The following is a 552-nucleotide window of genomic DNA, read 5'->3' on the forward strand; positions in this document are numbered from 1 at the left end:
CTTGAGCTGACCCGAGGCGTTGATCGACGAGTTGGTCTGGCCGGTCGCAGTCGCAAGCGTCGCGGTGCCGTTGGCATTGACCGTCGCGGTCTGCACGCCGGTGGCAAGGTCGATCGCCTTCAGCACGTCGGCAACCGTGCCGGCCTGCAGATAGACCGTCGAGTTACCATTGCCGTCGGTGAGGACGTTACCGCTCGCACCATACCCGCTCGGAACGCTCGGAGCACCGGTCGAGCCCGGGATCGGCGCGTTCTTGAAGGTGATGACGTGACCGTCGACGTTCAGCGTCGAACCGTCGGCGATGGTCGCACCCAGCGAGCCGGCGCTGGTGGTCCGGTTGACGCTCACGGTGGCGTTGCCGCCGCCCACGGCCGTCGTCAGGGCGAGAGCCTTGAGCAGGTCGGCCTTGCCGGTGACGCTCAGATCCGCACCCGTCGAGCTCTTCAGCGTGACGGCGCCGCCGGCAGCGGTTGAGGCGGTCTGGCCGGCGCTGGTGGCGAACGTCGCTGCACCCGCGGTGATGGACACCGTCTTCACGCCGCTGGCGAGATC

Annotated in this window: 1 protein-coding gene; it reads right to left on the reverse strand. The window is 68.3% G+C overall.

Going from position 1 to position 552, the window contains the following annotated elements:
• Positions 1-552, reverse strand: a 552-nt coding sequence (locus AC0L3P_RS40025) for a DUF1522 domain-containing protein (RefSeq protein ID WP_473309468.1), incomplete at both ends; no start/stop codon positions are given.

It is taken from the genome of Bradyrhizobium sp. WSM4874 (assembly GCF_055811835.1).